Below are 21,523 nucleotides of genomic sequence, written 5' to 3'. Positions count from 1 at the left end.
CGCCTCAATGGGCCAGGGCCAGCGGCAACGGCTGCGCCGGTGCCATGCCGCCGCGGCATTTGAGGACCCGCACCTGGCCGGCGTCGAGCTGCAGGCGCAAGGGGGCGGGGGAGGGGTTGCGCGCCTGGCGGCTGTCGCGGAAGGCAAAGCCCAGGCACTGCCCGGTTTCGGCGGCCACCTGCAGGCGGCGCAGGGCACGGTCGTCGGCCTGCTGCGGCCAGCACAGCACGGCGGCGCAGGCAGCCGAGCGCAGGCATTGTTCGGCCGCCCACAGCGCGTCGCGCGGGTTGGCGTGGACCACCTGCAACTGGCCCAGCGCCAGCCCGGCCCCGGCCCAGCCGGGTGCGTGCGGCAGGTGCGGCGGGGCGACCAGCACCACGGTCTGCTGGAGCTGGCTGAGCCGGGCCAGGGTGGGCCAGACCAATGCCAACTCGCCTTGGCCGGGCGCGCCCAGCAGCACCTCGGACAGGGACGAGGGCGGCCAGCCGCCGCCGGGCAGACGGCTGTCCAGCGCCGGGTGCCCGGTCGGGTGGGCCGCCACCTCCGGCACCGCCGCCCGCGGCTGCCCGCGCCAGACCTGGCGGCTTTCCAGCAGCTGGTCCAAGGCTCTTACAGCGGCCATGGACGTGCCTCCCGGAAGGGCAGGAGCGAGCGGAGACGGGCGGGAAACCTGAACATGAAGCGAGCGTAGGCAGGGTCGGTGTCAAGGGGTGAGACCGACATGCTAGCGTGTTTTAGCAGAATTACTAATGAATTCTCCGGGTGTCCGGGACCCTTCAGGCGTTCATGATTCCTGACCGGAGAGCAGCCACGCAGGGCGTGGCTCTACCGGTGTCGGGGGTTCAATTCGTAGCGGGCTTTCATGGCCGCGCCAGCCGCTTCAGGAACCTCTGAAGGGGACTTTGAGCACGGGTTGAAAGGTTGCAGTCGCCTCGCGGATCTCCCCGAGCAGGTCGGGATGACGATCCAGCAGGTGGAACAGGTTGAACACCGCTGCCACCGGCTGGGCCTTGCCCGTTTCATAGCGCGAAAACGCATTCGGGCCACCCCCGGTGATTTCCGCCGCCTCATGCTGGCTCAACTGCAGCTTTCGGCGAACGCGGCGCAGCTCCGCACCCGCTTCCAGCCGTGCCTGCAACACCAGGGCATCGGCTGCTGCCAGGTACCGGGCCTGGCTTGCATCATCCAGAAAGGCTTCGCCGCACCGTTCGCAGCGCTCGCCGACCAGGTCGGCAACCTCGATGACCCGTGCGCCCACTGCAAGGGGAAGCGCGCCCGCAAATGCAGCCCATGTACCTGCTGCGCCGCACGCCGGGCATTGACCTGGGGCGAGGGTGGGGTAGTCGGGATTGGTAGTCATGGTCATAGTTTCTTGAATGAGATGACGAGCTTGGGCGAAGGCGGCACAGCGGACCGGGGCGCAGCAGGAGGCAACCACAGCATGAATTTGATGTACGCGAGTCCGTTTTCCGTGGGGCCGTGGTAGACGTCCTGCCAAAGGGTGTGGGTTGCGTCGTTCTCGGCCGTCATCGATTTGAAAAAGTGCACAGGCCGAAGCGCGAGAATCGCGGCAATTGCCTGATGTGGCTGCAACTGCATGGCAGCCACCCCGGCAATTGCGTTGAATCCAAAGACGCCGGTTCCATGCTTTCTCACCAACTGCTGCACGTGCGCCAGTGGGTAGTCCGGAGTTCGTTTTTCGATCACGCCGTCGCTGCGAACGAACGATCCAGATGGCGCGCCACAACGGGGTGGATGGGAAGGCGGAAGGGACATCGCGTACGTCCGCAGCAGATTGAATATACACCTTAAAGGTTGATTGGCAATCCCTCCAAGACAATCATTTCTATGGATTTCAGCGATTCGATAGGCGAACGAAAGGGTTCCGAAACCTGAACGCGCTGTTGACACGGATGAACGCGGTGAACGACTCTTGATCGGATGGGTACCCACCACGGCACCCGGCGGATGCGATGGCTGTAGCGACAGGCGGAGGGGCCTGATCGTGGTCGGCGTACCCGTGTAGTTCCGATATCGGCCGCCTGCGTGCCGGTGTCCCGCCACTACGGCGCTGCACCCTTCTGCGGCAAGACTCCCTGGATTTACTGCGTCAGCAAAGGTGTTTCGCCCGCTTATGAAAACGATTACAAAGCCCCTGGCCCTGACGGCCGCCATCGCCTTGTCGCTCTCCGCTGCCGCTTCGGCCGCCCCCGCTGCCCCCGCCGATGCCTTCACCGTGCTGCGCCTGGAAAAGGCGCCGACGCACCTGGACGCCACTGCCGTGGCCGCGCAGCTGCAGGCGCTGGACGTGGATGCGCTGACCATCGACAACGTCACCCGCGCCGCCGACACCCCCGACAGCGCACTGGCGCCGGACCCGCTGGCCGCGCTGGCCGACCAGCTCGGCTACACCTATCGTTTCGTCAGCGCCGATCCGGCCGCCGCCGAACAGCACGGCAGCGTGGTGCTGTCGCGCCTGCCGGTGGAGGCCGAATCGGGCGTGGAAGCGCCGGGCCTGAACTACCTGCGGCTCAATGACGGCCGCAATGTAGTAGCGATGTACACGCGGGCCTTCAATCCGATCGACGATGCCATCGGTTCGCCGGACCCGGGCATCAAGACGCTGGTGGAAGGCTCGCGCCTGGGCGCCCCGGCCGTGCTGCTGGGCAGCCTGCCGCTGGACGGGATGCCGCTGGATGCCGGCGGCCTGCAGGCCGACGCGAAGCAGCAGTACTACAGCGCCGGCTTCGCCTCTGCCACGAGCGCGCCGGTCACGCTGCGGATCGATGCCGACTCCGCTCCGCTGTCCGGCCAGCTGCTGACCCTGGCCTATACCGCACCGGCCGGCGGCGACACGCCGTGGATGGACACCACGCTGAACGCCGATGCCCGCGCCAAGGCGCTGGTGGCTAAGATGACCGTGGACGAGAAGTTCCAGATGCTGCACAGCTACTTCGGGCTGGGCAAGGACGGTGGGCCGCTGCCGGAAGGCGCAGTGGGCTCGGCCGGTTTCGTGCCCGGCGTGCCGCGCCTGGGCATTCCGGCGCAGCAGTCGGCCGACGCCGGCGTGGGCGTGACCAACCCGGGCGGCATCCGCAAGGGTGACATTGCAACGGCGATGCCGTCGGGGCCGTCCACCGCCTCGAGCTGGAACCCGCAGATCGCCTACACCGGTGGCGCCACCATGGGCCGTGAGGCCTGGCAGCAGCGCTTCAACATCCTGCTGGCCGGCAGCGTCAATCTGCAGCGCGACCCGCGCAACGGCCGCAACTTCGAATACGCCGGCGAAGACCCGGTGCTGGCCGGGCGCCTGGTGGGCGAGTCGATCCGTGGCGTGCAGAGCCAGCACGTGATTTCGACGATGAAGCACTTCGCGCTCAACGACATGGAAACCTCGCGCAACTTCCACAGCGCCGAGATCGGCGAGCAGGCGATGCGCGAGTCGGACCTGCTGGCGTTCGAGATCGCAATGGACGCCGGCAAGCCCGGTTCGGTGATGTGTTCGTACAACCGCATCAACGGCACCTACGGCTGCGAGCACGATTACCTGATGAACCAGGTGCTCAAGCAGGAATGGAAGTTCCCCGGTTTCGTGATGTCCGACTGGGGCGGCGTGCACAGCGGCTCCAAGGCGGCGCTGGCCGGGCTGGACCAGCAGTCGGCCGGCGAAGTGTTCGACAAGGCGGTGTATTTCGACCAGCCGCTGCGCCTGGCCGTGGCCGGTGGCACGGTGCCGCAGGCGCGCCTGGACGACATGGTCGCGCGGATCCTGCGCACGATGTTCGCGCACGGCAATTTCGACCTGCCGCCGCAGCACGTGCCGATCGACGTCGCGGCTGGTTTCGCCGCCGCGCAGCGCACGGTGGAAGAGGGCAGCGTGCTGCTGCGCAATGCCGGCGACCTGCTGCCGCTGGGCAAGGACGTGCAGCGCATCGTGATCATCGGCGGGCACGCGGACAAGGGCGTGATCGGTGGCGGCGGTTCGTCGCACGTGGGGTTCACTGCCCGCGGCACCAATGCAGTGCCGGGCGTGCTGCCGACCACCTGGCCGGGCCCGGTGATCTTCCATCCGTCCTCGCCGCTGGAGGCGCTGCGCGCCGAGCGCCCGGACGCGACCATCACCTACGTGGACGGCCGTGACGTGGCAGCGGCGGCGCGCGCTGCTGCGGCGGCGGACGTGGCCATCGTGTTCGCCACGCAGTGGTCGGCCGAGTCGGTGGACCTGCCGCACATGCAGCTGCCGGACAACCAGGACGCGCTGATCGCGGGCGTGGCCAAGGCCAACCCGAAGACGGTGGTGGTGCTGGAAACCAACGGCCCGGTCGAGCTGCCGTGGCTGCAGCAGGTGCCGGCGGTGATGCAGGCGTGGTACCCGGGCATCCGCGGTGGCGAGGCGATTGCCGCGCTGCTGACCGGCAAGGTCAATCCGTCCGGCCGCCTGCCGGTGACCTGGCCGGTGGACGCCTCGCAGCTGCCGCGCCCGCATGTGAACGGGCTGGGCTTCAACCCGAAGAACAAGCCGGACGACACCATCGATTACGACATCGAAGGCGCCAACGTGGGCTACAAGTGGTTCGCGGCCAAGGGCCTGGTGCCGCAGTTCCCGTTCGGCCACGGCCTGTCGTACACGCAGTTCCAGTACGACAACCTGACCTACACGGCGATGGGGCAGCGGCTGGTGGCCACGGTCGACATCCGCAACACCGGCAAGGTGGCCGGTGCGGACGTGGCCCAGCTGTACCTGAAGCTGCCGGAAGGCAGCACCACGCCGATCCGCCTGATCGGCTTCCAGAAGGTCATGCTGGAGCCGGGCGAGTCGCGCCGGATCCGGATCGAGGCCGAACCGAAGGCGATGGCCAGCTTCGATACGGTCGACAAGCAGTGGAAGATTGCCGAAGGGCGGTATGAGCTGCAGCTTTCGCGCTCGGCTAGCCAGCCGCTGCAGCGCGTGCCGGTGGTGTTGAGTGGGGGTGTGGTGCGTTAAGTCTCTTTGCAGGATCTGTTCGTTCGCGGCCAACCTACGACACATAGGCGCCGCGGGCGAACAGCGCTAGGCTTTGAAGGTAGTCGCCATCACCTTCCCGGAGAGAGCCATGCGTGTTCGTGTCGTGCCTGTGCTGTTGAGCCTGATGATTGCCGCCAGCGTGTCGGCGCAGACCGCGCCGATGACGCCGGACATTCCAGCCAAGGGATTCGTGACCCCGACTGCGGGCTTCGACTACGACAAGCGCGAGGTCATGGTGCCGATGCGCGACGGCACCAGGCTGTATACGGTGATCGTGGTGCCCAAGGGTGCCAACAACGCGCCGATGCTGCTCACCCGCACCCCCTACGACGCCGCCAACCGGGCCAAGCGCATGGATTCGCCGCACATGCGCGACATCCTGCCGCAGGGCGACGAAGTGTTCGTCGACGCCGGCTACATCCGCGTGTTCCAGGACATCCGCGGCAAGCACGGCTCCGAAGGCGACTACGTGATGACCCGGCCGCTGCGCGGTCCGCTCAATGGCACCAAGGTCGACCACGCCACCGATGCGTGGGACACCATCGACTGGCTGGTCAAGCATGTGCCGTTAAGCAACGGCAAGGTCGGCATGCTCGGCTCGTCGTATGAAGGCTTCACCGTGGTGATGGCGCTGACCGACCCGCATCCCGCATTGAAGGTGGCCGCGCCGCAGAGCCCGATGATCGACGGCTGGATGGGCGACGACTGGCTCAACTACGGCGCGTTCCGGCAGGTCAACTTCGGTTACTTCACCGGCCAGCTGGCCAAGCGCGGCAAGGGCCCGTCCATTCCCAGCGTCGGCTACGACGACTACACCACCTTCCTGCGTGCCGGTTCGGCCGGCGACTATGCCAAGGCCAACGGCATCGACCAGCTGCCGTGGTGGCACAAGCTGGTGGAACACCCGTCCTACGACGCGTTCTGGCAGGAACAGGCGCTGGACAAGCGCATGGCCAGCACCCCGCTGAAGGTGCCGACCATGTGGCTGCAGGGCCTGTGGGACCAGGAAGACATGTGGGGCGCGGTGCACAGCTATGCGGCGATGGAGCCGCGCGACACCGGCAATACCCTCAACTACCTGGTGATGGGCCCGTGGCGCCACAGCCAGGTGAACTATGACGGCGCCAACCTGGGCGCACTGAAGTTCGACGGCGACACCGCGCTGCAGTTCCGCCGCGACGTGCTCAAGCCGTTCTTCGACCAGTACCTGGTCGACGGCGCGGCCAAGGCCGATACCCCGCCGGTGCTGATCTACAACACCGGCGAGAACCACTGGGACCGCCTGCAGCAGTGGCCGCGTACGGCTGCGCAGACCAAGCCGCTGTACCTGCGCGCGGGCGGCAAGCTCTCGTTCGAGGCGCCGCAGGCGGGCGAGGCGACCCATGACGCGTACGTCTCCGACCCGGCCAAGCCGGTGCCGTTCGTGCCGCGCCCGGTGCGCTTCGCCGACCGCGACATGTGGACCAGCTGGCTGGTCAAGGACCAGCGCTTCGTCGATGGTCGCCCGGACGTGCTCACCTTCGTCAGCGAGCCGCTGACCGAACCGCTGCGCATCGGCGGCGCGCCGCAGGTGAACCTGCAGGCGTCCACCAGCGGCAGCGACAGCGACTGGGTGGTGAAGCTGATCGACGTGTATCCGGACCAGGTGCCGTCGACGCCGGAAATGGGCGGCTATGAGCTGGCGGTGTCGATGGCGATCTTCCGTGGGCGCTACCGCGAGAGCTTCAGCGACCCGAAGGCGATCGCCTCGAACCAGGTGCTGGATTACAAGTTCGGCCTGCCCACTGCGAACCACGTATTCCAGCCCGGCCACCGGGTGATGGTGCAGGTGCAGTCGACGCTGTTCCCGCTGTACGACCGCAACCCGCAGACCTTCGTGCCCAACATCTACCTGGCCAAGCCGGGCGATTACCAGAAGGCGACCCAGCAGGTGTGGCATGCACCGCAGCAGGCGAGTTTCATTTCGTTGCCGGTGTATTGATACACGGGTGGGGCCGGCACCGCGAGGACACGCATGGCGTGTCCCTACGCGTTCACCCCGTCATTGCGGATGGATCGACCGCGTAGAGACACGCCATGCGTGTCCCTCGCGATCTGCCACCGTTCGCAATCATTCGGCCACGTTGGACCCCGACACGCTCGGGTAATCGATATACCCCTCGGCTCCACCGCCATACAGGGTGTCCGGATTGAACTCCGACAACGGAACGTCATTGCGCAGGCGCTCCACCAGGTCCGGGTTGGCGATGAAGGCCCGGCCGAAGGCGATCATGTCGGCGTAACCGCTGGCAATCGCCGCTTCGGCGCTGGCCTTGTCGTATCCATTGTTGGCGATCCACGGCCCGCGGAACTTCGCGCGCAGCGCGGCGTAGTCGAACGGAATGTTGTCGCGCGGACCGCCGGTGGCGCCTTCGATGACGTGGATGAAGGCCAGGTCGCCAATCGCATCCAGGCGCTCCACTGCACGCTCGAACAGCGGCTGCGGATTGGAGTCGTACGCGTCGCTGGCCGGGGTGGTCGGCGACAGGCGCACGCCGGTACGTTCCGCGCCGATTTCCGCGACCACCGCACGCACCACTTCTTCGAGCAGACGGGTGCGGTTCTCGATGCTGCCGCCGTACTCGTCGGTGCGATGATTGCTGCCGTCGCGCAGGAACTGGTCGATCAGATACCCGTTGGCGGCATGCACCTCGACCCCGTCGAAGCCGGCGGTGAGTGCATTGCGTGCGGCCTGGCGGTAGTTCTGGACCACCCCGGGAATTTCCTCCAGGCGCAGGGCGCGCGGCGCGGAAACATCTTCAAAACCGTTGGCGGTGAAGGTCTTGGCGTTGGCGCGGATCGCGCTGGGCGCCACCGGCACTTCGCCTTCCGGCAGCAGGCTGGTGTGCGACACACGGCCCACATGCCACAGCTGCAGCACGATGCGGCCGCCCTCGGCATGCACCGCGTCGGTCACCTTGCGCCACGCGTCGATCTGCGCCTGGCTGTAGATGCCGGGCGTATCCAGATAGCCCTGGCCCAACGGACTGATCTGGGTGGCTTCGGCAATGATCAGCCCGGCGCTGGCGCGCTGCTGGTAGTACTGGATCGCCAGCGGAGTCGGCACGCGGCCTTCGATGGCGCGGTTGCGGGTCAGCGGTGCCATCGCGATGCGGTTGGCAACCTCGATCGCGCCAAGCCGGGTGGGGGTGAACAACGTTGCGTCGTTGGACTCTGTCATGTGCATGCCTTGGGGGAAGGGAAGTCGCGCAGGAGGTAAGACACCCAGCATAGGGGCACGTGCGTTGCAGCGATGGGAAGGATTGTTGCGGGGACTCCCGTGCACGTTGTGTAACGTTTTGCAGGCGTAAGGTGGGATCGAATCCAAGCAGAGGTAAACGCAATGATCGATTATCAGCTGAAGGGCAAGGTCGCCATCGTCACCGGTGGCGTCTCCGGCATCGGCCTGGCCGTGGCCGAGCTGCTCACCGACTCCGGCGCGGCCGTCGCGGTGTGGGACCTGAAGGACGACGCGGTGCAGAAGACCGCCGAAGCGATCCGCAGCAAGGGCGTGAAGGCCATCGGCATCGCGCTGGATGTCACTGACGAAGCCGCCGTGGAAGCGGCGGTGCAGCGTACCGTGCAGGAGCTGGGCGGGTTGGACATCGCGGTGAACAACGCCGGCGTGGGTGGCCCCAACGCGGTCAGCGGAGACTATCCCGTGGACGGCTGGAAGCGCGTGATCGACGTCAACCTCAACAGTGTGTTCCTGTGCCAGCGCGCGCAGATCCAGGCGCTGCGCAAGGCCGGCAAGGGCGGCAGCATCATCAACATGGCTTCGATCCTGGGCCAGGTCGGTTTCGCCAACTCGGCCGCTTACGTGGCGGCCAAGCATGGCGTGGTCGGGCTGACCCAGACGGCCGCGTGGGACCATGCCGCCGACAATATCCGGGTCAACGCCGTCGGTCCGGGCTTCATCGCCACGCCGTTGCTGGACAAGATGGACCCGGCGGTGAAGAAGGCGCTGGAAGCGAAGCATGCGCTGGGCCGGCTGGGCAAGGCAGAAGAAGTGGCGGCGCTGGTGGCCTGGCTGGCCAGTGACGATGCCTCGTTCGCTACGGGTACGTATTACGCCATCGACGGCGGCTACCTGGCCCAGTAATCCCGGCGACGCAGGAGCGGACACGCCGCTCCTGCACGTCGTGCTCACGTCCTATTTCACGGGATTCCCACGACGATCAGGCAACGCTCCACCCATCGCCACTGGAACGTGATGGGAATGGAACAAGATCTATCGATCCTGCTGCGCATCGGCGCTGCCATGCTGTTCGGCGGCGTGCTCGGCATCGAGCGCGAAATGGGCAAACACGCGGCCGGGCTGCGCACGCACATGCTGATCGCCGGCGCCGCCGCGCTGATCGTGGGCTTGGGCGACAGCATCGCCGAGCATTTCCAGCAGGAGCGCTACCGCGACCTGCTGCAGGTCGACCCCGTCCGTCTGATTGAAGCCGTGGTGGCCTGCGTGGGTTTCGTGGCCGCCGGCACCATCCTGCGCGGCAACCGCGACGACGAAGTGAGCGGGCTGACCACGGCCAGCTCGCTGATCATGGCCGCCGCCATCGGCATCGCGGTAGGCATCGGCGAATACGTGATCGCGATCGGGGTCAGCGTGCTGTGTGTGATCGTGCTGACGGTGTTCCGCCGTCTGGCCAAGAAACTGGAGCCATGATGAGCAGCGAACGCCCCTTCGAGATCCTGCGTATCGACCACGTCGTCCTGCGAGTGCAGGATCTGGAGCGTGCGCGGACCTTCTACTGCGATGTCCTGGGCTGCACGGTAGCCCGCGAGCGCCCGACCCTCGGCATGGTCCACCTGCACGCCGGGGCGTCGATGATCGACCTGGTCAGCGTGGACGGGGCGCTGGGTAGCCGGGGAGGCCCGGCGGCAGGAGCCCAGGGCCGCAACCTCGAGCACCTGTGCCTCCGCATCGAGCCGTTCGAAGAAGCGGCGCTGCGCGCGCACCTGGAACAGCTGGGAATCGCCGTGGATGGGCAGGTGCGCAGCAACCTGGGCGCGGAGGGCGACGGCCTGTCGCTGTACCTGCGCGACCCCGATGGCAACGCCATCGAGCTGAAGGGACCGACCAGCCCCTGCTGCGGCTGACTTTGGTCTAATGGGCGGACTGCATTCGCATCCGCCATGGTTGGCCCATGATCATTTCCGCTTCCACCGACTACCGCGCTGCCGCGCAGCGCCGGCTGCCGCCGTTCCTGTTCCACTATGCCGACGGCGGTGCCTACGCCGAGCACACCTTGCGCCGCAACGTGGACGACCTGGCCGACATCGCACTGCGCCAGCGCGTGCTGCGCGACATGGGCGCACTCAGCCTGGACTCCGAGCTGCTGGGCGAGCGCATGGCGATGCCGGTGGCGCTGGGCCCGGTGGGACTGACCGGCATGTTCGCGCGGCGTGGCGAGGTGCAGGCTGCGCGTGCGGCGGCCAGCCGCGGCATCCCGTTCACGCTGTCGACGGTGTCGGTCTGCCCGATCGAGGAAGTGGCGCCGGCCATCGGGCGGCCCATGTGGTTCCAGCTGTACGTGCTGAAGGACCGGGGCTTCATGCGTAATGCGCTGGAGCGGGCCAAGGCGGCAGGGGTGACCACGCTCGTGTTCACCGTGGACATGCCGGTGCCCGGCGCGCGCTACCGCGACGCGCATTCGGGCATGAGCGGGCCGAACGCAGCGATGCGGCGCATGCTGCAGGCGGTGACCCACCCGCGCTGGGCATGGGACGTGGGCCTGCGCGGGCGGCCGCATGACCTGGGCAACATCTCTGCGTATCGCGGCAGTCCCACCGGCCTGGCCGACTACATCGGCTGGCTGGGCAGCAATTTCGATCCGTCGATCTCGTGGAAGGACCTGGAGTGGATCCGCGAGTTCTGGAGCGGGCCGATGGTGATCAAGGGCATCCTGGACCCGGACGATGCACGCGATGCGGTGCGGTTCGGTGCCGATGGCATCGTGGTCTCCAACCACGGGGGGCGACAGCTTGACGGCGTGCTGTCCACGGCGCGTGCATTGCCGGCGATTGCTGCGGCGGTCAAGGGCGAGGTGGAGATCCTGGTGGATTCAGGCATCCGCACCGGGCTGGACGTGGTGCGGATGCTGGCGCTGGGTGCCGACGGCGTGCTGCTGGGACGCGCGTTCGTTTACGCGCTGGCCACGCACGGCGAGGCCGGCGTGGCCAACCTGCTGGACCTGATCGCGAAGGAAATGCGGGTGGCGATGACGTTGATCGGCGCGCGGACGTTGGCCGATATCAGCGAGGATTCGCTGGCGCCTTCCGTCATTCGCACTTGACCGCGGTAATCACGTTGTTCTTGTCGATGAACACGCGCAGGCGGTCGTCGCGGGTGGCGCTGGCGGTGATGGTGGCCGGGCCGATCGGGTCGATCAGGCCGGCGCCGCTCTGCTTGAGCAGGGCGCGCATGTTGGCTTCGTCGGCCGGCTTGCCGATGGCCCAGGCCAGCGGTTCGGCATGGCACTGGCCGCTGCCGGTGATGTGCGGGCCCGGCGCGGTGGCGCAGGCTGACAGGGACAGGGTGGTCAACGTCAACAGCGTAATCAGACTGCGCGAACGAAGTGCCATGGGTCGCTCCTGCGGGGGCCAGGCCTGACCATACCACTGCGGCATGGCGTACGCTCAGTGGGCCTGTCGGGCGTGCGTGGTGGAGGTGTCGCCCAGCGCGGACCAGAGCGTGTCCAGGTGCTGCACGAACACGGGCGGGGCCATGGCCAGGCTTGGGCTTTGGTGGCGTTCGCCGTCGAACCGCCCCTGGCCGGTGGCGTCCAGCCGGGTCTCGCCCTCGATGCCGTAGCTGGTGCTGCCGTCGATCAGGCTCACGTGCAGCTGGTGCGGGTCGCTGCCGCCGCCGCAGAAGGTGTGGCTGGCCAGGGTGATCTCGGCCTGGCCGTCGCCGTCCAGGTCGGTGGCGCCCACGTGCTGCAGCAGCCAGGCCGCTTCCAGCACCGGACCGGCACAGGGCTGGCGGATCTGGCGCTGCCACTGCTTGGTCCACCCGGTGCGGGGCGCTGGTCGGATGTACAGCCGCGCGGTCAGGATCGCCACGTCGAGCGTGCCGTTGCCTGCGGGGTCGTCGATCACCGCCGCGCTGCGTTCCAGCACCAGCACCCCTTCGCCATGCAGGTCGCGGTAGTGTACGCGGCGCAGCGCGTCGTCGCTGCCGGGCATGGGGTCGGCGGCCACGTCCTGCGCAGGCAACAGGGTCAGGCCGGGCAGCTGCGCGGACGGCGCGGCGTCGTCACAGGCGGCCAGGGCGGCGCAGGCGGTGCCCAGCAGGGCAGGGCGGAGCAGGCCGATCAGGCCGGGGGCAGGAAGACGGGTGGGCATGGGAGATCTGCTGCAGAACGCAGGCGATCATCCCCTGCGATTCCCGCGATGACCATGCAGGACGTCGTTATCGGCCCGGTTGGGCGGCATTGCTGCAATGCAGCGGAAAACGTAGGACTCCGCTGAACCAGGGGCGCAGCAGGCAATCGTCAAACAGCCACGCTATAGTGACCGATCAATGCGGTGCCCGCTTTCGCGCCCGGGCTGTCTGGCGCGTCGTATCCGATCAATTTCATGACTGCTGAAACGACCACTCCGCCGACCGAAACGACCCAGGCTTCCGGCCCGCTGTTCTACCGCCAGCCGCTGCCGCTGCAGTCGGACAAGCACGCCAACTGGCGCCTGCGTCCGGGTTCGCTGGCCTTCGCTGCCGAGACCAACGCCATTCCGGCGGTGATCGGCGAATTCGGCATGGCCGCCCAGCACTTCCCCATCCTGTTCACCGGCAAGGACGCTGCGCCGATCGTGGCGGTGGGCCTGGCCCGCAACAACCTGTTCGTCAATGACGGCCGCTGGGCCGACAACACCTACGCGCCGGCCTACCTGCGCCGCTACCCGTTCGTGTTCATGCAGTCCGAGGAAGACGGCAACTTCCTGCTGGCGCTGGACGCCGATTCGGAGCAGGTCAACCAGGGCGAGAACGAAGAAGGCGAGCCGCTGTTCGTCGACGGCAAGGCGACCGAGCTGGTCGACAACGCCATGAAGTTCTGCGCCGACTTCACCCGCGAACACGAGCAGACCCGTCAGTTCAGCGCCGCGCTGCTGGCCCAGGACCTGCTGGTCGACCGCAGCATCGACGTGACCCTGAACAACGGTGAGAAGATGTCGGTCAACGGCTTCCACGTGGTCGACGTTGAAAAGTTCGCCAAGCTGCCCGACGACATCATCGTCGCCTGGCACCGCAACGGCTGGCTGGCTTCGATCCACCACCACCTGAGCTCGCTGGCGCGCTTCAACGCGCTGGTGCAGCGCCAGAGCGAGCAGGCCCAGGCGGCCTGATCGCAACGGCGGTGCAGAAGGAAAAACGGCGACCCTTGGGTCGCCGTTTTTCATTGTTCCTGTTGCGCTTCCCAGCTCTGGATCAACTCCAGCACCTGCGGTTCGCGCGGCTTCTGCAGCAGCTCCGGCAGCAGCGCGTCGTAGGCGGCGCGGTAGTCGGTGGACTGGTGGGCCAGGAAATCCTGCACGGAGTCTTCGTCCCAGCGCTCGTACAGGGTGAACAGCGTGGGGTCGTTGGCATCGCGGTGCAGGTCGCAGGAGATGAACGCCGGCTCCTCTGCCATGCGGTCGATCAGCGCGTGGACCGCGTCCAGCCAGTCCTGCACGCGCTCGGATTTGACCTGGAGGCGGACGTAGAAGGTAAGGGGCACATCGGTGGCAGTCATGGGGCGCGTCCGGCAGGAGGGAGGCGCCCATTGTAGCCAGCCCGGTCAGTACACCAGCTGTGCGGGGTTGCAGGCGGTGGCCTGCAGGTGCACGTCGGTTCGGCCCAGTTCCAGTCCGAGCACGCTGGCCAGGGTGGTGGTGAGCAGGGTGCCGACGCCGTTGAGCAACGGCTTGAGCACGCCTTCCAGCACCGGGCGCAGCAGGGTGCACAGCAGGCCGCTGCACGCCACTGCATTGGTGCCCGGATCGGTCACGCTGCCGGCGCCCTGGTAGGCGTCGAGCACGCCGGCCGGTGCGGTCTGCAGGTAGGACGCGAGATTGGCCTTGAGGCAGGCGTTGTAGGCCAGCAGCGCGCTGACCAGGCCGCTGCAGCGGTTCACCACCAGCCCGCCGAGCAGGGTGCCCAGCAGTCCGTCGATCAAGCCCAGGCCCTGGCCGGTCACCGTGGCGCGATAGCCTTCCCATGCGGAGCCATCGTCGAAGCAGGTCAGCAGCCCCAGTCCGCAGGCCCGGGGCACGCCCTTGGGTACGATCCAGTCGCCGAACGCGGGGATGCCCTGGGCCGGGCTGCCGTTGCGCAGCAGGGAGATGGTGCGGTCCACGTCGTACAGGCCGTTGCCGGGGTTGGAGGCCTTGAGGAACTGGTCGGCCAGCTGGTTGGCGGTGTCGCCGGTGTTCATGCCCTTGCTGGCCGGGTTGAGCATGCCGCCGAGCACGCGCAGCAGTTGCTGCACCAGGTCGTTGACCGCGCTGCCCAGCTGCGCGCCGTTGATCCAGGTGGACTTCGTTTCGCCTGCGGCGAGGGTCAGCTGCTCGGAATGGGTGAGGGCGTTGAGCTGGATGCGGTCATTGACCAGCGGTGCGCCGAGCAGGGTGAGCAGCTGCTCGTTCTGCAGGCTTTCTTCGCACACGTTGCGGGTGGAAAAGCGGGCGCTGTCGGCAACCTTGCCGACGCAGGCGCGCAGCACCGAGGCATCGACCTGGACGGTGGCGGTGGCCGGTTGCGCGCTGCATTGCAGGGCGGTGAGGGTGCCCATCGCATTGGTGAAGTCGGCGTGGATGGGCAGATGCAGGCGGATGCCCAGCGCGCCGAGGACCTTGCCGGCGCCGAGTGGCAGGTTGTTGGTGTCGATGTCGAGGTAGACCCGCACCTGCGCGTTGTAAGCGCGCGCGCCGACGTCGCCGATGGCGATGGAGGGTGGTTCGATCACCGCCGCCTGCGCCTGCACGCCCAGGATGTCGAGGTTCTGGACTTCGACCGCGCGACCGCGGCTGGCGATGCTGATGCTGGTGGTCAGCACGTCGAGCGCGCTGACCTGGGCCTGCAGCGCGGCGGTGGCGGCGCCCTCGGGGGCGACGATGCGGGCGAACAGGCCGCTGCCGGCTGCATCGCTGCCGAGCTGCACGGCCAGCCGGTCGAGATCGAGCCGGGTGGCCAGCGCGTCGTGCAGCGCATCCAGGTCGGCGTTGGCCACGCCGCTCTGCGCCAGCACCTGTGCGGTGGCCGTCAGCAGGCGGCCGAGCGAAACCTTGTGCGCGGCGAGCAGTGCGTTGAAATCGGCCACGCTGATGTCGGCGTCAACCTCGATCCCCAGCGCCTGCAGCAGCCCACCCGGCGTGACCTTTGCCTGGGCGAGGCCGTCGTAGCCGAGCAGGGTGGTCTGGTCCAGGTCCACCCCGACCAGGCGCAGCACGCTGCCCAGCGGGGTGTTGCCGTTGACCCGCAGCAGTTGCGCGCCGACGCTGAACACCGCCAACGGCGGCGCGCGGGTGGCCACCGCCTGCGCACGCACGCTGGGCAGGCGGGTGGTGCCGCCGAAGAACGGCAGCACTGCGCGCTCGGCCACGACCTTGACCGCATTGGGTGCGGTGCTGGCATCGAGCATGAAGTGGTCGTCGCTGGCATGGGTGGCGTTCCAGCTGCCGCACTGGACCGTGAGGGTGCCGGGGAAGCGGTTGGCGTCCAGTGCGTTTCGGCGCGCGGCAGTGTTGTCGGCGCGGTCGGCCGTACACAGGTCGAGTCGCTGCGCGCCGGCCAGTGCCGAGAGATCGGCGATTTTCTGCACATCGCGCTTGGCCCAGTACAGGTACCCGATCTCGATCAGGCCGAGCATGCCAAGCAGGCCCAGCAGCACGAACATCATGGTCACCGACATGCCGCCGCGCGCGTGGTTCCGGGCGCGCATGGGGCTACTTCCCGCTGTCAGCAGCGCTACCGGATGCACCCTGGCGCACATTGGGAGCAAGGTAGGCCGGAATGGGATGGGTGAAGCTGTCGATGTAGCGCTTGTAGCTGGCCGTGGCCTGGTCGCCGAGGATGGGAAGCGGCGCACTGGCGCGTTCGCCGCTGGCCTGCAGGCGCAGCAGGGCGCGCGTGGCGTCGCCGACCTCGGCGGGGCGCGACTCGGCGGAGGTGGCGGTGGTGGTGCCGAGCGCGGAACAGACCAGCAATACGCCCGCAAAGCGGGCAGTGGCGAAAACCTTCATGGCGTGCTCCCGGAGGCAAGGTGGGCATCAGCGAGACGTTCGGGGGACAAGGACGCGGCGGCAGGTGGCCCCAGTTCAACAGCCAGCCGCAGCACTTCCTGCCGGGTTGCCTCGGGGAAGCCGGCGCTGTGCAGGATGCGTTCGGCCAGCGCGGTTTCGTTGCTCAACAGCGCCCACAACGCCATGTTGGCGTTGGCCTGGATTTTGTCCGGCGCCAGTTCGGCGGCCCTGGCCAGCGGTTCGCGCGCCTGTTCGCGCTGTCCCGCACGCAGCCGCGCGAAGCCCAGGTCGCCGAGGTAATCGGTGTTGAGCGGCTCCAGCGTCACCGCGCGCGCCAGGCACTGTTCGGCCTGCGCGGGGTCGCCTTCGTGCACCGCGATCAGGCCCAGTCCATGCCATGCGGCCGCCGCCTGCGGGCCGTTGGCCAACGCGACATACAGGCTGCGCGCGGCCGGCAGCTGCCCGGTAGCACGTAGTGCGTCGGCCTGCAGCAGGCGCAGCGCGGGACTGTCGCCATGCCGCTGGCGGTACGCATCAACATGCGCCAGCGAGGCGTAGTACGCGCCCTGCTGCTGCATCTGTGCGATCAGGGCCAGGTACAGGCGCTTGTCGTCCTGCGCAGGTTTGGCCGGAGTGGCGAGACTGACAGGTTCGGGACGGTACGCAGTGCGGGTGGAGTGGCAGGCCGTACCCAATGCAGCGACGGCCAACAACAGGGTGAATTGGAGGGCACGGATAGGCATGCTCAGGTTCCCAGTCGGGTCATGGCATCGGCCAGCGCGATGATCGCCGGGCCGGACAACACCAGCATCAATGCCGGCAGCAGGGTCAGCATCATCACGACGGTCATCTTCACCGAGAGCCTGCCGACCATTTCCTTGAGCGTGGCGCGGCGCTGTTCGCGCAGGCGCACGCTGAACTGGCGCAGCGGTTCCTGCACCGCACCGCCGTGTTCGTGGACCTGCAGGATCAGCTGCACCAGGCTGCGCAGGTCTTCGTCGTTGAACGCGTCGGCGAGCCGGCGCAGCGACTGCTGGCGGCTGCGGCCGTGCATGTAGGCGACGTTGGCGTGCTGGATTTCACGACCCAGCACCGGGATCGCGGTGCGCAGCTTGTCGCCCAGGGTCTGCAGGCTCTGGTCCATGCTGAAGCCCACGCCCTGCAGCAGTCGCAGCAGGTCGATCATCAGCGGCAGTTCGGCATTCACGCGCTGCCGCAGCCGATTGGCCCAGCTGCGCAGCGCCAGCTTGGGCAGCAGTACGCCGAAGGCGAGCGCGGCCAGCGGTACGAACACGCGCTGCAGGCCGTGGGCGTCGTACAGCACGCCGGCCAGCACCAGGCACAGGACGGCAAGCAGCAGGCGCAGGCCGAGAAACACGGCGGTGCCGGTGCGGGTGTTCCAGCCCGCCTGATCCAGCAGCAGGCGGTCTTCGGGGGCAAGCAGCGCCGCTTCGAGGCGGCCGCCGTTGAAGCGTTCGCCCAAAGCAGCGAGCCAACCAATGCTGCGGCTGCCGGCATCGGCCGCAGTGGCCGGCGCGGCGGCGCTTTCCTCGCGCGCGCGCAACGCGCTCTGCAAGGTGGCGGCGGTGCGTTGCCGCCGGCCACTCAGCAGCAGCGCGGCAACGCCGAGCAGGGCGAGCCCGGCGGCCAGTACCAGCAACGCAGCGAACCACAGGGCGCTCTCTTTCATAACGAGCGCGCCAACCGATACAGCAGGAATCCGCCGATCAGTTCCAGTACGAGCGCAGCGCCCAGGATGCGATGGCCGAGCGGTGCGTGCAGCACCGGCTGGAAGAAGTCCGGGCTGGCGATCGCCATCAGCAGGCCGCACAGCGGCGGCAGCAGCCCCAGTACCCAGGCCGACATGCGCGTTTCCGAGGTGGTGGCCATCAGTTCCTGCTGCGCCTGTTCCAGGTCGCGCATGAAGTCGCTCATGCGCTGCAGGATCTGGTCGGAGCGGCCGCCGATGCGCAGGCTCACGCCCAGCACCACGGCCAGCACTTCCAGCACCTCGAGCCGGTAAGGGCGTGCGGCCTGCGAGAGGGCACGGTCCAGGTCGAGTCCACTGCGGGTGGCGGAGAGGGTGTCGTCGAGCAGTGCGCGCAGCGGCGTGGGCACCTGCTGGCTGGCGGTCTGGAAGGCCATCTGCAGGCTGTTGCCCAGCGCGGTCAGGCGCACCAGGTTGTCCAGGAAGTCCGGCAGCTGGCGCAGCAGCCGGCGCTTGACCCCGAGGATGCGTCGCGAGATCCACACGCCCAGCAGCAGTGCCAGCAGCCCCAGCGTGATCGGCCACAGCCAGGCGGTGCCGATCCGGCTGGCCGCCATCGCGGCCAGCAGCAGGCCCCCGGCCAGCCACAGCACCGGCAGGCGCCAGCCAGGACGCAGCCCCGCGCGTTGCAGCAGGTCGTCCCACGGCAGCGAAGGGGCCTGCGGCAGCGGCGCCTGCGCGGTGGTGGCACGCGGCTGCAACCCGGCCAGGGTCGGCACCACCGGCCCCACTGCCAGCCGCTGCTCGGCATGCAGCAGCGAGGCGCGTTGGCGGGCGCGGCGGTCGGCCAGCAGCCACAGCTCCATCGCCACGGCCACCAGCACCAGCATCGCACTGCACAGCAGCAGCACGGTCACCATGCTCAGAAGCTCCCGTCCAGCGCTTCACGCAGTTGCCGGCGGAACGGTTCGAGCTTGTGCGAATGCGGCTGGAAGCCGAGCCCGACCCAGCGGTCGCGCTCGCTGCCGTCGGCGTCGTACTGGACTTCGTGGCGGAACATCTCCTGGGTGCTGATCAGGTTGTCGCTGACCCCGGTGATTTCCGTGATCGAGACCAGCACGCGGCGACCGCTGCCGAGCCGCGAGATCTGCACGATGAAGTCGATGGCGCTGGCGATCTGCCGGCGCAGGCTGTCCTCACTGCCCTGGAAACCGGCGAAGCCGGCCAGCATCTCGATCCGGTACAGGCAATCGCGCGGCGAGTTGGCATGGATGGTGGCCATCGAGCCGTCATGCCCGGTGTTCATGGCCTGCAGCATCTCCAGTACCTCGGCGCCACGCACTTCGCCGACCACGATCCGGTCCGGGCGCATGCGCAGGCTGTTGCGCAGCAGGTCGCGGATGCTGATCGCGCCCTGGCCGTCGGAGCCGCCGATGCGGCTCTCCAGGCGCACCACGTGCGGGTGGTTGAGCGAGAGTTCGGCGGTGTCTTCGACGGTGATGACGCGCTCGCCGGCCGGCACGTAGCTGGCCAGCGCGTTGAGCAGCGAGGTCTTGCCCGAACTGGTGCCACCGGAGACCAGGATGTTGCAGCGGCCCAGCACCATGGCGTGCAGCAGGGCCTGCATGGCGGCATCGAAGGTCCCCATGCGCAGCAGTTCGTCAGGGGTGAACGGGTCCTTGCGGAACTTGCGGATCGACACCATCGGGCCGTCCACGGCCAGCGGCGAGATGATGGCGTTGAGCCGTCCGCCATTGGGCAGGCGTGCGTCCACCATCGGGTTGGACTCGTCCAGCCGGCGCCCGAGCGGGGCCAGGATGCGGCGCAGGATGCGCAGCAGGTGGCTGTCGTCGCTGAAGCGCTGGCGCGCCCGCACCAGGCGGCCGCCCTGCGACACGTGGATGTCCTTGTAGCCGTTGATCAGGATGTCTTCGATGGCCGGGTCGTGCAGCAGGTCGTCGAGCGGACCGAACCCGGTCAGCTCCTTGACCAGCGCGGCGGCCACGATTTCCATCTCGGCTTCGTTGACCGGAATGCGCCATTCCTGCACGAACAGCGCGGTCTGCGTGCGCACGTAGCGGCCGACGGTGTCCGGCGCCCACGCGTCGATGTCGATGCGCTCGTCTTCGATCCGGTTGAGCAGGTGCTCGTGCGCGGCGAGCAGCACCTTCTGGTACTCGTCGGATTGCGCGAACGGAACCTGCAGGTCGGCCACGGCGGCGGCGGCGAGCGCCACGCGGGCGGCGGACGGTGCGAACGGGGTCACTTTGTCTTCCATTGGAGTCCACCCAGGGCAAGAGCGAGTTTTTCGCGCCAGCTGCGCGGCGTGGTGCGCGCGGCAGCGTGGTCCAGGTGCAGCAAAAGGGGGGCCAGGGCGCGCACGTAGGGGTCGCGCGGCGCGTCCTGCAGCAGCAGGTGGCCATGGTTGGCGCTGCCGCGCAGGCGACGGCAGTCGGGCAGGGTGGCCAGCAGCGGCAGGCCGAAGCGGCCGGCGATCTGGGCCGGGCCCAGGCCGTCGTCTTCCTGGTAGCGGTTGATCAGCAGATGCACGCGTTCGTCGCGCAGGCCCATCGCTTCCAGCTGCTTGAGTGCGAGGTCGAGCGAGACCAGCGTGCCGATGGCCTGGTCGGCGACCAGCCAGATCGCGTCGGCGCTGTTGAACAGCGAGCGCGGCACCTGGCGCAGCGCCAGCCCGCCGAGGTCGCACAGCACGGTGTCGAACACGGTGCGCAGGCGCTGCACCAGCACCGCCGGGTCGGGGATGGGGCCGCCGTCGCTGCCGGCCGCCTGCCCGAGCAGGGTGAGGCCCCCGCCGTGGCGCGCCATTGCAGTGCGCGCCAGCGTGCCGTCGATGCGGCTGGCATGGCGCAGCGCGTCTTCGACATGGAACTGGCTGTCGAGGTTGAGGTACAGCGCGGTGTCGCCGGCCGGCTGGCCGAGGTCGAGCAGCAGGGTAGTGGCGGTGGGCAGCAGTTCGCCCGAGGCATCGTCGGCGTCGCCGCTGCTGCACTGCTGTGCCAGCACGCCCAGGTGCGCGGCCAAGGTGCTGCAGCCGACGCCGGCGCGTACGCCCAGCAGCAGTATCAGCTGGGCCTGTGGGGCGGCCTGCACCGGCGCGCGCGGCGAGGGCGCCGACAACGCGGCGGCGCGGCGCAGCACGCTGTCGATATCGGCGGTGGTCGATTCGAGGTCGAGGATGTCGCGCAGGCCGGTACGGACCGCGGCGACGATGCCTTCGTCCTGGCCGGGCGCGGTCGAGCCCACCGCCACCAGTGGCAGGTCCGGCAGGGTGCGCTGCAGTGCGCGGGCCAGGTCACCCGAGGCGACTGCGGCGTCGCGCCGGAAGTCGAGCAGTACCACGCACGGACCACTGCGACGGTGTACCTCGAGCGCGGCCGGGGGCAGCGCGCTGTCCTGCCAGTGCACGTGCAGGCCGACCGGCAGGCGCGCCTCGAGCACCAGCGCGAGCTCGCGGGCCGGGGCATACAGCACCAGGGTCAGCGGGGGCGGGGTCGGCTGCAGCAGTTGCAGGGAAGCGGTCATGGCGT

Annotated in this window: 21 protein-coding genes; 7 read left to right on the top strand and 14 right to left on the bottom strand. The window is 68.3% G+C overall.

The window, feature by feature from the left end; all coding sequences use genetic code 11:
• Nucleotides 1-4 precede the first annotated feature (4 nt).
• The 3 genes from imuA to HGB51_RS02585 all read right to left on the bottom strand — a co-directional run bounded on the left by imuA (nucleotide 5) and on the right by HGB51_RS02585 (nucleotide 1,776).
• Complete coding sequence (gene imuA / locus HGB51_RS02595; protein WP_070208260.1) at nucleotides 5-622, bottom strand: translesion DNA synthesis-associated protein ImuA; 618 nt, start codon at nucleotides 620-622, stop codon at nucleotides 5-7.
• Nucleotides 623-880: 258 nt separating this feature from the next.
• Nucleotides 881-1,360, bottom strand: a complete 480-nt coding sequence (locus HGB51_RS02590) for a type II TA system antitoxin MqsA family protein (RefSeq protein WP_070208259.1) — start codon at nucleotides 1,358-1,360, stop codon at nucleotides 881-883.
• Between the two features lie 2 nt (nucleotides 1,361-1,362).
• Complete coding sequence (locus tag HGB51_RS02585) at nucleotides 1,363-1,776, bottom strand: type II toxin-antitoxin system MqsR family toxin (RefSeq protein WP_084738999.1); 414 nt, start codon at nucleotides 1,774-1,776, stop codon at nucleotides 1,363-1,365.
• Nucleotides 1,777-2,134: 358 nt separating this feature from the next.
• Between HGB51_RS02585 and HGB51_RS02580 the strand changes: the two genes are divergently transcribed.
• Both HGB51_RS02580 and HGB51_RS02575 read left to right on the top strand, forming a co-directional pair.
• Nucleotides 2,135-4,984, top strand: coding sequence for a beta-glucosidase (locus HGB51_RS02580; RefSeq protein ID WP_171966718.1), 2,850 nt, complete (start codon nucleotides 2,135-2,137; stop codon nucleotides 4,982-4,984).
• Nucleotides 4,985-5,093: 109 nt separating this feature from the next.
• Nucleotides 5,094-6,986: a CocE/NonD family hydrolase gene (locus HGB51_RS02575; protein WP_070208257.1), complete on the top strand. Its 1,893-nt coding sequence runs from the start codon at nucleotides 5,094-5,096 to the stop codon at nucleotides 6,984-6,986.
• Between the two features lie 129 nt (nucleotides 6,987-7,115).
• Here HGB51_RS02575 and HGB51_RS02570 read toward each other — a convergent pair whose 3' ends face one another.
• Entirely contained in the window at nucleotides 7,116-8,225 is a 1,110-nt protein-coding gene (locus tag HGB51_RS02570) for an alkene reductase (RefSeq protein ID WP_070208256.1), read from the bottom strand.
• A gap of 162 nt (nucleotides 8,226-8,387) precedes the next feature.
• On the opposite strand from HGB51_RS02570, the gene HGB51_RS02565 reads away from it, so the two are divergent.
• From HGB51_RS02565 to lldD, 4 genes are all read left to right on the top strand, one after another.
• On the top strand, nucleotides 8,388-9,146 hold the full coding sequence (locus HGB51_RS02565; RefSeq protein WP_070208255.1) for an SDR family NAD(P)-dependent oxidoreductase: 759 nt from the start codon (nucleotides 8,388-8,390) through the stop codon (nucleotides 9,144-9,146).
• A 111-nt stretch (nucleotides 9,147-9,257) separates the two neighbouring features.
• Complete coding sequence (locus HGB51_RS02560; RefSeq protein WP_070208254.1) at nucleotides 9,258-9,713, top strand: MgtC/SapB family protein; 456 nt, start codon at nucleotides 9,258-9,260, stop codon at nucleotides 9,711-9,713.
• Nucleotides 9,713-10,147: a VOC family protein gene (locus HGB51_RS02555; protein WP_070208253.1), complete on the top strand. Its 435-nt coding sequence runs from the start codon at nucleotides 9,713-9,715 to the stop codon at nucleotides 10,145-10,147. Before HGB51_RS02560 ends, HGB51_RS02555 begins: the two co-directional genes overlap by 1 nt.
• Nucleotides 10,148-10,194: 47 nt before the next feature.
• A complete protein-coding gene (gene lldD / locus HGB51_RS02550) occupies nucleotides 10,195-11,343 on the top strand; it encodes an FMN-dependent L-lactate dehydrogenase LldD (RefSeq protein WP_070208252.1) in 1,149 nt (382 codons plus the stop codon).
• Here the strand turns inward: lldD and HGB51_RS02545 are convergent.
• Nucleotides 11,330-11,632 carry a hypothetical protein gene (locus HGB51_RS02545; RefSeq protein WP_070208251.1) on the bottom strand — a complete coding sequence of 101 codons (303 nt, stop codon included), beginning with the start codon at nucleotides 11,630-11,632 and terminating at the stop codon, nucleotides 11,330-11,332. The two genes, lldD and HGB51_RS02545, sit on opposite strands and share 14 nt — an antisense overlap.
• Nucleotides 11,633-11,686: 54 nt before the next feature.
• Nucleotides 11,687-12,394 (bottom strand): M949_RS01915 family surface polysaccharide biosynthesis protein, encoded by a 708-nt coding sequence (locus HGB51_RS02540; RefSeq protein ID WP_070208250.1) that lies wholly within the window; start codon nucleotides 12,392-12,394, stop codon nucleotides 11,687-11,689.
• A gap of 234 nt (nucleotides 12,395-12,628) precedes the next feature.
• On the opposite strand from HGB51_RS02540, the gene HGB51_RS02535 reads away from it, so the two are divergent.
• Entirely contained in the window at nucleotides 12,629-13,393 is a 765-nt protein-coding gene (locus tag HGB51_RS02535; protein ID WP_070208249.1) for a SapC family protein, read from the top strand.
• A gap of 50 nt (nucleotides 13,394-13,443) precedes the next feature.
• On the opposite strand, the gene HGB51_RS02530 is transcribed toward HGB51_RS02535, so the two are convergent.
• Genes HGB51_RS02530 through HGB51_RS02495 form a run of 8 tightly spaced genes read right to left on the bottom strand, consistent with a single transcriptional unit; the run spans nucleotide 13,444 to nucleotide 21,518 of the window.
• Nucleotides 13,444-13,779 (bottom strand): putative quinol monooxygenase, encoded by a 336-nt coding sequence (locus HGB51_RS02530; RefSeq protein ID WP_070208248.1) that lies wholly within the window; start codon nucleotides 13,777-13,779, stop codon nucleotides 13,444-13,446.
• A gap of 45 nt (nucleotides 13,780-13,824) precedes the next feature.
• On the bottom strand, nucleotides 13,825-15,966 hold the full coding sequence (locus tag HGB51_RS02525) for a TadG family pilus assembly protein (protein ID WP_070208247.1): 2,142 nt from the start codon (nucleotides 15,964-15,966) through the stop codon (nucleotides 13,825-13,827).
• 4 nt (nucleotides 15,967-15,970) lie between these two features.
• A complete protein-coding gene (locus HGB51_RS02520) occupies nucleotides 15,971-16,267 on the bottom strand; it encodes a DUF3613 domain-containing protein (RefSeq protein ID WP_070208246.1) in 297 nt (98 codons plus the stop codon).
• The gene (locus HGB51_RS02515) at nucleotides 16,264-17,010 is read right to left on the bottom strand and encodes a tetratricopeptide repeat protein (RefSeq protein WP_070208245.1); all 747 of its coding nucleotides are present in this window, start codon (nucleotides 17,008-17,010) and stop codon (nucleotides 16,264-16,266) included. Before HGB51_RS02515 ends, HGB51_RS02520 begins: the two co-directional genes overlap by 4 nt.
• A gap of 2 nt (nucleotides 17,011-17,012) precedes the next feature.
• A complete protein-coding gene (locus HGB51_RS02510; RefSeq protein WP_070208244.1) occupies nucleotides 17,013-17,957 on the bottom strand; it encodes a type II secretion system F family protein in 945 nt (314 codons plus the stop codon).
• Nucleotides 17,954-18,895 (bottom strand): type II secretion system F family protein, encoded by a 942-nt coding sequence (locus tag HGB51_RS02505; protein ID WP_070208243.1) that lies wholly within the window; start codon nucleotides 18,893-18,895, stop codon nucleotides 17,954-17,956. Before HGB51_RS02505 ends, HGB51_RS02510 begins: the two co-directional genes overlap by 4 nt.
• Before the next feature lie 2 nt (nucleotides 18,896-18,897).
• A complete protein-coding gene (locus HGB51_RS02500) occupies nucleotides 18,898-20,253 on the bottom strand; it encodes a TadA family conjugal transfer-associated ATPase (RefSeq protein WP_070208242.1) in 1,356 nt (451 codons plus the stop codon).
• Nucleotides 20,238-21,518 carry a CpaE/TadZ family protein gene (locus HGB51_RS02495; RefSeq protein WP_070208241.1) on the bottom strand — a complete coding sequence of 427 codons (1,281 nt, stop codon included), beginning with the start codon at nucleotides 21,516-21,518 and terminating at the stop codon, nucleotides 20,238-20,240. The genes HGB51_RS02500 and HGB51_RS02495 overlap by 16 nt, the downstream gene beginning before the upstream one ends.
• Nucleotides 21,519-21,523 lie beyond the last annotated feature (5 nt).

This window comes from Stenotrophomonas bentonitica, assembly GCF_013185915.1.
In the GTDB taxonomy this organism is placed as follows: Bacteria; Pseudomonadota; Gammaproteobacteria; order Xanthomonadales; family Xanthomonadaceae; genus Stenotrophomonas; species Stenotrophomonas bentonitica.
The sequence above is the reverse complement of the archived record's forward strand: the minus strand, read 5'-3'. Positions and strand labels throughout refer to the sequence as shown.

Coding starts and splice junctions, on each gene's coding strand:
- HGB51_RS02590 (WP_070208259.1), bottom strand. CDS start 1,360: ATGACTACCAATCCCGACTACCCCACCCTCGCCCCAGGTCAATGCCCG.
- HGB51_RS02510 (WP_070208244.1), bottom strand. CDS start 17,957: ATGAAAGAGAGCGCCCTGTGGTTCGCTGCGTTGCTGGTACTGGCCGCC.
- HGB51_RS02580 (WP_171966718.1), top strand. CDS start 2,135: ATGAAAACGATTACAAAGCCCCTGGCCCTGACGGCCGCCATCGCCTTG.
- HGB51_RS02540 (WP_070208250.1), bottom strand. CDS start 12,394: ATGCCCACCCGTCTTCCTGCCCCCGGCCTGATCGGCCTGCTCCGCCCT.
- HGB51_RS02535 (WP_070208249.1), top strand. CDS start 12,629: ATGACTGCTGAAACGACCACTCCGCCGACCGAAACGACCCAGGCTTCC.
- HGB51_RS02520 (WP_070208246.1), bottom strand. CDS start 16,267: ATGAAGGTTTTCGCCACTGCCCGCTTTGCGGGCGTATTGCTGGTCTGT.
- HGB51_RS02495 (WP_070208241.1), bottom strand. CDS start 21,518: ATGACCGCTTCCCTGCAACTGCTGCAGCCGACCCCGCCCCCGCTGACC.
- HGB51_RS02555 (WP_070208253.1), top strand. CDS start 9,713: ATGAGCAGCGAACGCCCCTTCGAGATCCTGCGTATCGACCACGTCGTC.
- imuA (WP_070208260.1), bottom strand. CDS start 622: ATGGCCGCTGTAAGAGCCTTGGACCAGCTGCTGGAAAGCCGCCAGGTC.
- HGB51_RS02575 (WP_070208257.1), top strand. CDS start 5,094: ATGCGTGTTCGTGTCGTGCCTGTGCTGTTGAGCCTGATGATTGCCGCC.
- HGB51_RS02500 (WP_070208242.1), bottom strand. CDS start 20,253: ATGGAAGACAAAGTGACCCCGTTCGCACCGTCCGCCGCCCGCGTGGCG.
- HGB51_RS02530 (WP_070208248.1), bottom strand. CDS start 13,779: ATGACTGCCACCGATGTGCCCCTTACCTTCTACGTCCGCCTCCAGGTC.
- HGB51_RS02570 (WP_070208256.1), bottom strand. CDS start 8,225: ATGACAGAGTCCAACGACGCAACGTTGTTCACCCCCACCCGGCTTGGC.
- HGB51_RS02585 (WP_084738999.1), bottom strand. CDS start 1,776: ATGTCCCTTCCGCCTTCCCATCCACCCCGTTGTGGCGCGCCATCTGGA.
- HGB51_RS02515 (WP_070208245.1), bottom strand. CDS start 17,010: ATGCCTATCCGTGCCCTCCAATTCACCCTGTTGTTGGCCGTCGCTGCA.
- HGB51_RS02525 (WP_070208247.1), bottom strand. CDS start 15,966: ATGCGCGCCCGGAACCACGCGCGCGGCGGCATGTCGGTGACCATGATG.
- HGB51_RS02545 (WP_070208251.1), bottom strand. CDS start 11,632: ATGGCACTTCGTTCGCGCAGTCTGATTACGCTGTTGACGTTGACCACC.
- HGB51_RS02565 (WP_070208255.1), top strand. CDS start 8,388: ATGATCGATTATCAGCTGAAGGGCAAGGTCGCCATCGTCACCGGTGGC.
- HGB51_RS02505 (WP_070208243.1), bottom strand. CDS start 18,895: ATGGTGACCGTGCTGCTGCTGTGCAGTGCGATGCTGGTGCTGGTGGCC.
- HGB51_RS02560 (WP_070208254.1), top strand. CDS start 9,258: ATGGGAATGGAACAAGATCTATCGATCCTGCTGCGCATCGGCGCTGCC.
- lldD (WP_070208252.1), top strand. CDS start 10,195: ATGATCATTTCCGCTTCCACCGACTACCGCGCTGCCGCGCAGCGCCGG.